General features: G+C 63.2%; 3 protein-coding genes. All 3 read left to right on the top strand.

Annotation, left to right across the window (positions count from 1 at the left end; translation table 11 throughout):
- The first annotated feature begins 294 nt into the window (after positions 1-294).
- From U0R18_RS20330 to U0R18_RS20320, 3 genes are read left to right on the top strand one after another with little or no spacing between them, the layout of a single operon-like run.
- A complete protein-coding gene (locus U0R18_RS20330; protein WP_526371853.1) occupies positions 295-3,156 on the top strand; it encodes an SNF2-related protein in 2,862 nt (953 codons plus the stop codon).
- Positions 3,153-7,079 (top strand): Eco57I restriction-modification methylase domain-containing protein, encoded by a 3,927-nt coding sequence (locus tag U0R18_RS20325; RefSeq protein WP_526371851.1) that lies wholly within the window; start codon positions 3,153-3,155, stop codon positions 7,077-7,079. Before U0R18_RS20330 ends, U0R18_RS20325 begins: the two co-directional genes overlap by 4 nt.
- Positions 7,080-12,383, top strand: a complete 5,304-nt coding sequence (locus U0R18_RS20320; RefSeq protein WP_526371848.1) for a DEAD/DEAH box helicase — start codon at positions 7,080-7,082, stop codon at positions 12,381-12,383.
- The last annotated feature ends 455 nt before the right edge of the window (positions 12,384-12,838 follow it).

Genomic DNA, 12,838 nt, shown 5'->3' with positions numbered 1-12,838 from the left:
GAGTCCCGTGACTGGGTGGTGGAAACGCTGAGGCAGATCCGGCACGAACCTGAGCCGCTAACGCGCCGCGACGATCAGATGGACTACCTTCGCAACCTGAGGAACTCAGCGAACTTGCGACGCATCGTCCTGCAGGAACTCGTTGCGGCCGGAGAAGTGGAACGCCCAGCAGCACTTGAACCCCGACAGACCGAAAAGCCGTCAAGGACGCGATCAGTATCACAGCAGTCCAGCGCCGAAAACAGCACACCGCGCCGCGGGAAGACGCCACAACGCAGCCGAAAGGGATCGCCAGTGACGACCACGGTAGGGGCCACGCCGACGGAAGGTGACCTCCTGACGCCGGGCAAGGTGGTCCGTCTGCGTGAACGGCTTTGGCGGGTCGACTACTGCGACGGCACGACCTTCGGTGTGACAGCACTCGACGGCCGCGACACCCGACCCTCGAGGTTCCACACCGCACTGGAAACCGTCGAGGCCGGCGAACTCCCGTTCCCCCAACCCGGTGCGCTTGCCGACGATCGCCAGCAACGCCTGCTCCTGGACGCCTACAAATTCTCCCTGCTGCACGGCACCGCGCCGATCCTCGGCTTGCAGCGCTCCCGAGCCATTCCCACCGACTACCAGCTCGTGCCGCTGTTGATGGCCCTCAACAGCGATCCCGTGCGCCTGCTCATCGCCGATGATGTCGGCACCGGAAAAACCGTGGAAGCGGGACTAATCCTGTCCGAACTGCTAGCCCGCGGCCGTGCCCGCCGAATCCTGATCGCAGTGCCCGCCAACCTGCGAGATCAGTGGCGCGACGCATTGGACCGGATGTTCCACATCGACGCCACCACCGTGGCCGGGCACCTGCTGCCGGCCTTGGAACGCCGACTACTACCAGGCCAGAGTGTGTGGGCCGCCCACGACATCGTGATCGCCAGCATCGACTATCTCAAGACCCGCACCGAGGAGGTCCTGTCCTACGGCTGGGACTGCCTGATCATCGACGAAGCTCACATCGCGGCCAAACCACACACCCAGGCCGGCCGATCGACCCCGGACATGGAGCGCTTTCTCTTCGCGTCCACTGCCGCGGCTCGCTGCCGGCACCTGCTGCTGGTCACCGCCACCCCCCACAACGGGTACACAGACTCGTTCCATTCGCTGTTCCAGATGCTCGATCCCACCCTGGTCACCGATTTTGCCGGGCTGGATCGCAGACGTGCACGCGACCATCACGTCGTGCAACGACGCCGCGCCGACATCGAAGAGTGGTATCGACTGCGCGGTGCCAAATCGCCCTTTCCGGCGCGCCGCGCTGATGAGCAACTCGTAAGCCTCACCCGCAAGCGGGAGATGCAAGCCCTGCTCGCCGCACTCAACGAGTACGCCGGCGACCTGTACACCGGCGGCACCCGCACCGTCGACCGCTGGCTAGCCGCGCATCTGCAAAAGCGGCTGCTGTCCAGTCCGGCGGCGCTGCGCTCAAGCATCGACAAGCGGATCGCGGCAGTGACCCGCGGAACAAGCCTGGAAACCAACGCCACCGCGCTCGAACGTGCCGCCGAAACCACAACCGATGCGATGTTCGATGAAGACGACGAACAAGACGCTGCGCACGTGACCGCGACCAGCGGACTGGACGCGGCGACCGAGCTGCGCCGCCTGGGCGAGATCCGGGACCTCGCCAAGCAGGTCACCGCAGCCAAAGACCCGAAACTGCAGGCCCTGCTTACACTGCTGCCCGAACGGATGGCCCAGCATCCCAATGCACCCCGAGTGCTGGTGTTCACCAAATACAAGGACACCCTCGACTATCTGGTCGCTCACCTGGAAAAGGCGGTGGGCAAGCCGAAAGCCGGCCTGCCGGCGGACACCGAGGTTCTAGCTATCCACGGCGGGATGAACCTCGCCCAACGCAACGAGGTCTTCACGAGGTTCGAAAAAGCCAGCCCTGCCGTTCTGATCGCCACCGACTGCATCAGTGAAGGCGTGAACCTCCAACGGGCCTGCGCCGAGCTCGTGCATTACGAGCTGCCGTGGAACCCCAACCGGATCGAGCAACGCAACGGACGCATCGATCGGTTCCTGCAGCGCGAACCGTTCGTCGGAATCCGCACACTGGTGCTCGACGATCCCTTGGATGCCAGCCTGCTCTATCTGATCGTCCGCAAGGCCGAACAGATGCGCGCCGACTACGGATTCGTGCCGCCGTTTCTGGCCAACACCGACATCCTGTTGCACCTCTCAGACCCACAGGCAGCCTTTCGCGGCCGGGTGACCGCCCGCTCCAGCGCCTCGCAGCTGTCGTTGGCCGACCTGTTCGCCCAGGACGCCGAAGAGGATATGAGCAGCCTCGACAGTGAACTTGCCGAACTGACCGCTCAAAGCGTCGACGAAACCGACACGCTGGAACGGGTGCGCGACGAATCCTTCTACGGGCAGACCGGGATCGCACTACAGGCCATCGAGGAAGCCCTGTCCACGTCGCGTGATCTTGCCGGCACCCCAGAACAGGTGCGGGAGTTCACGTTACGCAGCCTGCGCGATCGCCACGCCACCGTCAGCGAGGACGCCGCGATATTCATCGCCGCCAGCGCTCCCGCGAACCTCACGGACCTGATCCCATCCGGTTACCGGTTCACCTTCGACCAAACCATCGGTATCGACGACCCGGACATCGACGTGATCGACCTCGCCCACCCCCTGCTTCGACGGCTCATCGACATGACGCTTGAGGAAGCCCGCATGCCTGAGTGCCGCGGCCGCGTCGCCGCCCGCATCATCGATACCACCACCGGCCGCGCAGTACTCTTGCACGCCCTGATCCGCTACGTCGCCCATGCAGAACCGCCGGTCCTGCTCGAAGAACTAGTTCCGATCGGCTACCAACTGAGCACTGGCGACACCCTGGACGCCGCGCCGTTGTTGGCCGCCGCAGCCGGCGCAGGCAGCAAGCACCGTGACGACGTCCTCGAAGACACCGCGCACGTCCTTGAGGACCCCCAGCTGCGCGACCGATTACACGCAGTCGCGGCGCAACGCGCAACGACCCTAGCCCAACGGCATAGCAGCCTGGTCGCGACGTGGGCCAACGGACTAACCCAGGTCGAACCCACCTCAACCGACCTCGTAGCAGTGACCCTGCTCTACCCGCAGGTGAAACCATGACCGATGTCAGCCTCATCCATACCAGCGGCGGCCTCATCGGCGACGTCATCACCGACAGCCTGCGCGCCCCCGATGTGGATGGTGACGCGAAATTCCTTACTGCTGCAGGCACATTCACCGACCTCAACGGTTCTGTTCCAACCAAGACTCAACTTCTCAGCGATCAGGAAGCCGCCTTCCGCACCGGGGTAGCACTGTGGTCGACCTACGGCGACGAACTCAAAAGCGGCATGGACATATCCCGGATCCGGGAACGTTTGGTCATCAAACTGTTTGACCTACTGGGCTTCTTACCCGTCTATCAACGGGCGAAGCTTTCCGCCGGTGGACAAAGCTGGGACATCAGTCACCTGGGATGGCGGGGCGAGGATGCCCCTCCGATCCATACGGTAGCCGCCGGGGATCTCGACCAACGCGGTGAACGCAAGCGAAGCCCACATGAAGAACTGCAGGGCTATCTCAACGCCGCCAACGCGCGCTGGGGAATCTTGACCAACGGCCGGGTACTCCGCCTGCTACGTGACTACCACCACACCCGTACCCGCGGCTACGTCGAGTTCGACCTCGTTGCGATCTTCGAAGCCGCCAGCTGGCCGGACTTCTTGGCGCTGTGGCGGCTCTGCCACGTCTCACGGTTCCTCGCCAGTGCCGACACCGCCGCCGTGGATTCGCCCGACACTAGCGCTGCTGCGTCTGAGGACGACGACGCTGACGATGGTGATACCGCCGCCACTGACGACACGGCGTCGACGACGCTGCTGGAATCGCTTTACAGCAGAGCGGTTTCCGCCGGTGTGGCTGCCGGGCGCCGCCTGCAACCGCAGGTCCGATCGGCCATTGGCAGTCTGGCGAACGGAGTCATCGACGCTAACCCTGAACTGCGTGGCCAGTTGGAATCCAACCCCGATCTCGGCCGAGAGCTCTACCGCGAACTGCTCACCGTCTTGTACCGAATCCTGTTCCTGCTCTTCGCCGAACAACGCGGAATGCTCAAAGGTGCCGACGCGCTGTACCGCGAGAGCTACAGCCTGACCCGGCTGCGCAGCATCGCCGTCGACGGCCACGCAGAACCCCGGCGCATGGACCTATGGGAAGGCCTCAAAACCACCTTCCGGTTGTTCAGCAACGAAGCCGATGCCGCTGTTCTCGGCGTCTACCCGTACAACGGGTTCCTGTTCGATGGCGGTCGTACGCCGATGATGACCAACGCGCGGATGGCCAACTGGAACCTCACGGCCGCCATCGAAGCGCTGACTACCGTGCAGACCGGCAAGATCAGCCTGCACATCGACTACCGCAACCTCGGCGTCGAGGAGCTCGGCGCTGTCTATGAGTCGCTGCTGGATTACACGCTGACCATTGCCGCCACGGCTCAATCCGTTGACGGCCGTGTAGTGCGTGCCGGGGAGGCCTACCTGGCGCCATTGAGCATCGAACGCGCCGACCTGGCCTCCTACTACACACCTGTCGAACTGACCGATCTGCTGCTGACCCGCACGCTGGACCCGCTGATCGAACAAACCCTCGCCGCCGCCGGTGACGAGTCCGCCGCCCGGGCTGCGGCGATCCTCGATCTGAAGATTATAGATCCGGCCTGCGGCTCAGCGGCGATATTGATCGGCGCACTTGACCGCCTGGCCTATGCGCTGGCCCGCGCCCGTAGCGACCCGCATGAGCCGAAGGATGCCGACCTCGCCCATGCGCGGCGAGATGTGTTGCAGCGGTGCATCTTCGGTGCCGAAAAGGACCCGTTTGCCACTGAACTCGCCAAAGTCGCCCTCTGGATTCACTGCGTGGTGCCAGACCAGCCGCTGACATTCTTGGACCACCACATCGTGTGCGGCGACAGTCTGGTGGGATGGCCGCTGCTCAACGTCCCCAAACAGATCCCTGACGCCGCATACAAGGTGTCGTCGGCCAAGGGTGCGGACCGATCGGTGCTCAACAAAGCGGCCCAGCGCAACGAGGCATTCAATATCGCAGGTGGTGATCTGTTCCAACAGGGCCCCGTCGATTTCACCCTCACTCTCCCCTCAGAACTGCAAGAACAAGAACACAGTCCCGAACAAGTACGCCGCAAAGCGGCCGCATACCGCGACTGGATTGCCAGTCCCGACTACGCCCGGTGGAAGCAGACCGCCGACCTGTGGACCGCGGCCTTCTTCTGGACCGGTGACACCGGCCACGAAGTCGCTCCACCGACCAGCGTGGAATACGCCGCGGCTCTGGACGGCAACCCCAACCCGCAGTTAGCGGCGGCCGCGGCCGATCTGCTCGCTGACATCAACCCGCTGCACTGGCCACTTGCCTTCCCGGAGGCGCACGCAGCTGGCGGCTTCGCTCTGGTCCTCGGCAATCCGCCCTGGGAACAGTTCGAAAGTGGAGAACAAGCGTTCTTCAAACAGCACAAGCCGGCAATCGCGGCGATGACCAGCGAAACCCGCAAACAGGCGATCGCCGCACTTGAATCGGACGCCCCCGACACTTATGCGCGGTGGAGCCAATACCGATCCCTACAGGGCCGGATGGCGCACTACGCCAAGTCCTGCGGTCGCTTCACCAGAACCTCCGGCAAGGTGAACACATACGTGCTCTTCACCGAACTTGCCGCCAACTCCAGCAGTCACGTTGGACTCATCGTGAAGTCGGGCATCGCGATTGACGCCTCGCAATCGCCGGTGTGGAAGAGACTCCTCGATGACGGCCGCGTCCGCGAAGTCCTGGACATGGTCAACCAGGACCCGTCTGGAAAGCGTGTTTTCCCGGCAGTCGCCCCCGTCGAACGCTTCTGCATACTGCATCTCGGCCTGCCCGCGGTGGTACCAGTCCAAGCATCCATGCTGAACTTCGGCGTCCAAGAAGCCGCTGTCGGGGAGTTGCGCGGTTGGAGCCGCGACAATCTGCGTGCAGCGTCGCCGCGCACGAACAACCTGCTGTCATCGGGGGATAAGCGTGAAATCGACCTCGCGCTCATGTTGCAGGACCGCTTTCGCACGCTCGACTTCGCTGACCCAGATGGTGCTAACCCTTGGGGCTTGAAGTATGTGACCCTGTTCAACTCGTCAAATGCAAAGGAGTCGGGCGAGCTAGTCCGCGGACCGAAGCTCGAAGAGCAAGGTTTCCACCTCGACGGAGATAAGCGATACAAGCACTCCGACGGTCGGGTCGCCGTTCCCGTCTATGAGGGCCAGATGGCCAACCGCTGGGATCACCGCGCCCGGACCTATGCGGGCTTTAACGGCAAGGACCGATACGGCCGCAAACCCCATATCCCTTGGGTCACAGAAGAACAGCACTGCGACCCACGGTTCGAGGTCGAGCCGCGCTATTGGATGCACGAAGCGGTTGCCACCGACCGATGCGCCGCGCTTATTGGTGACGACCATGTGGCGATGGGCCTGCGCGATATTGGTGCTGTCTGGACGAACAGGCGGACCCTTCGGGTCGCAATCATGGAGCCGCTGCCTGCAACGCACACACTGCCAGTATTGGTCGTCCCCACGGGCAGGGTGACCGCTGCTGCAGCGCTACTGAATTCCATGACTCTCGACTTTCTTGTCCGGGTACACATGCCAGGAGGACACGTGACCACCCCCGTTCTGACGCAGTGCGCGGCACCGGCGCCCTCTGAAATCCCTAACCGGGCAGCTGATCTTGCTGCGCAGCTAAGTCTGACCTCGACGCGGCTGGCCGAAACTGTCGGGCTGCCGTTGCATCCCTGGGAGCCAGAGCAACGGGACACCCTGGACGCTCAGTGTGATGCGCTGATCGCGCAGGCCTACGGGCTGTCGACCGCGGATTACGAGATCGTGCTGGATCACTTCAAACTGCTGGAGAAGATCGAGACCCGATCGCCCCGGGGTGAGTACTACAGCAAGCGTCTGCGCCTAGAGGCGTTCGAAGAAATCGGAGGGAACCCCTAAATGCATCCGCTGGCAATGATTTCGGGACTCCGCGAAACTTACACCCGCTACGTGGATTCGTTTCAGTTCTACAAGAACCCGGCCATCCGCGACTGGGTGCAGCAGAAACGGCGCGAAGGACGCCTGCTGTACCGGGAGCCGTTTCTGACATTGGCCAAACCCTTCGCATCGGGTGTCTCACTTGAGACGCTCGTCGGCGAGGGTGTGGTTGATCCCGGTGTGCTGTCGGTCTTTTCGCGTATCCCCGGTGACGCCAGCAGTGGCCCGGTCTCACCGTTCGTCCACCAAGAGCAAGCCATCCGCCAAGTCATGGAGGGCCACAACACCGCCGTGACGACCGGCACCGGGTCGGGCAAATCGTTCACCTTCTACATACCGATAGTGTCGACTGCATTGACCCTCATGAAATCCCGTGAACCCAAAGCATTTCGGTCTCCCATCGCGGTCATCATCTACCCGATGAACGCCCTGGCCAACAGCCAGTACGAGGACATCGCCGCCAGGTTGTCGGGTAGTGGTCTGACCGTGTGCAACTACACCGGAACGCTGAAGTCCACCCATGAGGGTGCGATGAAAGACTTCAAGGAGCTGACCGGCCGAGACCAACCTTTCGACAGTGAAGTGATCGACCGGGACGCCCTACACAGTAGCGGCTGCGACATCTTGTTGACCAACTTTAAGATGCTCGAATATGCGCTGGTGCGTCGCAGTGACGCCGCCTTGTTCGAAACCCTGGCCAAAGGTGGGCGACTGCAGTACCTAGTGCTCGACGAGATGCATACCTATTCCGGGCACCAGGGCGCCGATATGGCGCTGCTGGTTCGCCGATTCAAGGGACGCACCGCCACCGCTGGCGGCCTGCGCTGCATCGGCACCTCTGCCACCGTCGACTCGGGTGACCCCGCTGAAGCCCGCCAACTTATCGCCGCGTTCGCCACCAAGCTCTTCGGGGAAGAGTTCGATCCAGACTGCGTGGTCGGAGAAACCTACGGGCCGAAAGAGACTGCCGATCCTACGAGCTCAGACCTACACCTTTCGGCGGAGCCAGTCGAACCTGCGACTGTGGCGGCCGCGACCGCCGCGGAATCCGATGCTGCGGTGGCCGAAATCCTGGGCGAGGTGATGCTCGACCAACCCGCCACCCCCGATGTCGTGCGGCATGCGCTGCCGGTCGCCTGGTTGGAGCACGCCCTATGGGCCGGGGCGGTGTCGATGACCGAGCTCGAGACCCGCTACCTCAACGATGTCCGGCCCGGCGCCACCCGCGAACAGGCCGCCGCCGAGATTCAGGCTGCCGTCATGCTGGGCGCAGCGGTAAAAACACCCGGCCCGAAGGGCACCGACGTCGGCCTGCTCACGCCCAAGGCCCACGCCTTCTTCTCCCAGGGACTGCCCGTTACTCGATGCCTGGTCTCTGAAGACCCACCGCACCTATCCGAACAAGGCGAATCCACCTGCAGCACTTGCGCACAGGGCGGCCTGGAGGACGTGCCGGCGTTTCCAGTCGTGTTCTGCCAATCCTGCGGCCAGGACTTCTATGTCGCCGAAGACCTCACCACGCGATTGGGTTCCCGGGATTTCCTGGCCGCCGCCGAGGACGGTGTCGCCGTCTACGTCATGACCGACGAATGGGACCGCGACGTCGCCCCGGTCCTGGACAGCGATGTGTACAAGAATGGCACACCTAAGAAAGGCCGCGCCGGGGCGGTCCCTGTGCCGATGACGGTCTGCGGACAATGCGGGGACATGGCATCGAACTGCGGGCATCAGCACAGACGCGATGTCGTCAGCGTCTCAGCCCCGCTGTTGCTGTGCCCGTCGTGCGGTGTCCGGTACGACGGAAACCACTCGGAATACAACAAATTCTTCCAAGTAGGGACCGTGGGCCGGGCGACGGCCACAGACGTGCTTGTTGAAGGGATGCTCAACGGACAGGACACCGGGCTGGCCACGGCCAAACCCCAGGTCATGGCATTCACTGACAATCAACAGGATTCGTCGTTCCAGGCCGCGCATCTGCGGGCGATGTCGCGGCGCTTTCACGTTCGTCGCGCCTTTGTCACCGGCCTGCACAACCGCGGTGCCCTGAGCCGTGAGGAGGCGCTCGACACCGCCGACCTCGCCGATGCGGCATTCGAACAAATGGAGGCCACCAAGACGCTGCCCAAATTCGCCCGGGCGGGCCAGGATAAGGGTGGCTTCGATCCCGGCGACAGCTCCAGCAAGACCAAAGGCCGGTATCTGCGCTACCTGAAAACCGGGGTACTCCTGGAAACGAGCGGTGGTCCACGCAAGACCCAACCCAACCTGGAGGACACCGGCCTGATCGTCGTCGACTACCGGGCGTTCACCCCCGGCAAGGTCGCCACCGCGGTCGCCGGAGACGATGGGCTGGGCAAGATGATCCGGGCCTACGCTGCAACCGATCCCGGGTTCACCGAAGATCTGCTGCGGGTGATCCTCGATCTCATGCGCCGCCAGCACGCGATCGTCAGCGCTAACGACGACGGTCCGGCGGCGGCATTCACCGACCACGACCGATTTGCCAGCGATGTCCTCGAGCAGCTGGCTGATCCAGCGTTCTTCCACGCCGGCCCAGAACTTCCCATGCGCCGAACCCTCTACGACGAAAAGAGGGAGTCCAAGGGCCGCACTAGCTATCGGCGGCTGGCCGGCAAGATACTCCCCGATGGCACCGACTCGCCTCAAACTACCGCGCTGACCCGCTGGGTGAAGAAGGAAGCCGGCCTGGACCCCGATGCCCACGGAACCCAAGCCGCCAAGCAGATCATTCGGGAAGCAGCGCACTGCCTGGTGAAGTACGGCTACCTGATTGACGAGAAAGGCGGGTGGGTCGTCAACGAAGAAAATGTGCTGTATTGGTTTGCCGCAGAGCCCCAAGGGTTTCGGTGCATGCGTTGCGCAGCGCGCTGGCTGCTAACCAAGGAACGATCCTGTCCTCGCTGCGTCAAAGCCGCAGTCAAACCTGACCGCGAGGACCGCGACGACTACTTCCGCGCCTCCTACACCGCACCCCTAGACGAACACGTCAAAGTCGAAGCCGCCGAACACACCGGCAGCCTCGACGGTGACGAGCGAAAGCTCATCGAGAGCCGCTTCCGTGCCCAGGACGACTCCCTCAACGTGTTGGTCTGCACCCCCACCATGGAACTGGGCGTAGACATCGGCACTCTCTCAGCCGTCTACATGCGAAACGTTCCACCGTCACCGGCCAACTACGCCCAACGGCAGGGCCGCGCCGGTCGCGCCGCGCAACCCTCCACCGTCGTGACTTTCTGCTCAGCGCAAGGGCGGGCGGCATCCCACGACCAGTACTTCTTCAAACGTCCCGAACGGATCATCGCCGGCAAGATCACCACACCACGGTTCCTGCTGGACAACAAGGCACTGCTGGCAGCACACACCCACGCCATCGTCCTCGGTGAGTACGTGAACATTCACGGCGACCTGCCCTCCGAACTGGGCACCTGGACCCGCCTCGACGACGGGCTGGGTGGGCTGGCCGCCGACTTCCAGACGGAGCTAAGTTCCTTCATCGCGACCCACCGCAGCACCTTGACCACCGCTGTGACAACCACTTTCGCCGATGTCATCAACTCAGCAGTGACCGTCAAGGCTGCGGACGTCGCAGAGATCGTCGACAGCTTCGTCCAGGACTTGGATTCGGCCATGGCGGCGCTCGTCGACTACGCCGCAGAACTCAAAGCCGAGCTCGACGAACTCAATGCCAAGGGAGACAAGGGAAAACTGGATCGCAGCGGTGATCGCCGCCGGTCCTCCGTTGAAGCGATCCGTGGCCATATCTACAACGGCCGCGGCGACTACCATCCGCTGTCCTGGCTGGCTCAACGGGGCTTCTTACCCAGCTACGCTTTCCCCCGAGCTGCGGCACTGCTGCGGTTCAGCGACCGCGAACGCGCACGGGTCAGATCGCGGTCTATCGCGCTTCGCGAATTTGCGCCCGGCAACTCGATTTACCACTTGGGCAAGCGTTATCAGGTCACCCGGGCGTCGTCGGGACGCAACGCCGAGGACATCACGTCCAAACTCGCGCTGTGCGAATGCGGGTACTACTTGGGGGGTGACGCCGTCGACACGACGAGCAAGTGCCCGTCCTGCGATCGGCCGCTCGACACCCAGACGGTTTTCCGCAACGCCATGCCCGTCATGGATCAGTACGCCATTCAACGCGACACGGTCGGCGCTGACCTCGAAGAACGACTGCGCCAAGGCTATAGGGTCGAAGCCGCCTACCGACTGCCGAACGTTTCCACCCGAAATAGCTCTCTCACAACAGCTTCGGGAACGACAATCGGTTTGACCACCGCGCACCTCGGGTACATCGTGCAGGCCAATACCGGCCTCGTCCGCTCCGACAGCAACTTCAGCCTGTGCGCACGATGCCGGCAGTGGAACCCCGATGCCGATCACTACAGCCAGGGCAGCGACTGCCTCCCGCAGAGCGAGAACCTGATCGAGAACATCGTGCTGTTCAACGACGGGCGGCACGACATGATGGTCCTCGATGTCACTGCACCTGACTACAGCGACGCCGACATGTACGCCTACACACTTATGTACGCGCTGCAGGCCGCCATGGGAACGCACTTTGGCATCAACGAGGACGAGCTCGCCGGACAGGTCTATCCCGGTCGCGGAGGCCCGCAGGAACGTCGCATCCTGATCTACGAAATGGATGAAGGCGGAATCGGTGTGCTTGACCGAATGACCGACCAAGCAGCGTGGGAGGCCGTTGCCGCAAGGGCTCTAGATATCCTCCACGTCGACCCGCAGGGCAACGACCAGGGCGATGCGTGCCAAGCCTCTTGCTACGAGTGTCTACGCAGTTTCTACAACCAATGGCACCACGACACCCTGGACCGGACGTTGGTCGTCGACTTCTTTGTCGACCTTCTCGCCGGGTTGGCCATCGCGATCGACCATGCGCCCGAGTCCTGGGATGCGGTCGTTACATCGTTCGACTCCGCCACCGAGGAAGCCATGGTGGCGGCACTGCGTGCTGCGGGGCTGCCCGCACCGACCAGTGCCCATCAGGGACTTCCGCCGGAGAAACCCGTCGCTTCTGCTGATCTCTACTATGTGGGTGAGGGGATGCACATCGCGGTGTTCCTCGACGGCGGGGTCCACGACAAGGCATTTCAGCAGAAGATCGACGTCGCTCGCCGCGAGAAGCTCAAGGACTGCGGTTACTCCGTCGTAGTGATTCGCCACGATGATCTGGACGCGGGGGTCACAGCCCTCAGATCACGACTCGACGCCTAAGTAACGAGGGCCACGGTTGAATGGACGTGACTGCGCTTCCGAGCTATGGGACCCTCGACCGCGCTGACGGGCGCGCGTGGTCGGCCCTGCTCGAGCCAATACTGCGGGACACCCATGGCGTGGAAAAGTCAGGGCTCCGACTCCACCTGATCGACAGCCTTATCTCGCAACTGGTCGACGAGCTGAAGCGGCATCGGCTTCCGGAGTTCGTCATCTACACCGCTCCGGACCGTCGCGACGTCACACGTCTAGCGTTTCTCTCTGCCCTCGTGGCGCATCGCGCTGAACGGTGGTTCAGGCCGCGGAGCTCGCCGCCGCGGCATTGGCTGCCTTGGTCCAGGGAAGCCTTCAACCAAGCGCAGTTTCGGCCCGCGCGTTGTTCGAGCTGGGGGTGGTGTGTTGGGACACCCACACCAAGGTGCTCGATTCGTGGCGTGCGGTGCACGGGAACCGAA

It is taken from the genome of Mycobacterium sp., from assembly GCF_046330795.1.
Lineage (GTDB): Bacteria > Actinomycetota > Actinomycetes > Mycobacteriales > Mycobacteriaceae > Mycobacterium.
Note: the sequence above shows the minus strand (reverse complement) of the source record. Positions and strands in the feature narration are given on the sequence as shown.

Bases quoted from the DNA above. Each gene is read 5' to 3' on its own strand.
- U0R18_RS20320 (WP_526371848.1), top strand. From the start codon at position 7,080: ATGCATCCGCTGGCAATGATTTCGGGACTCCGCGAAACTTACACCCGC.
- U0R18_RS20325 (WP_526371851.1), top strand. From the start codon at position 3,153: ATGACCGATGTCAGCCTCATCCATACCAGCGGCGGCCTCATCGGCGAC.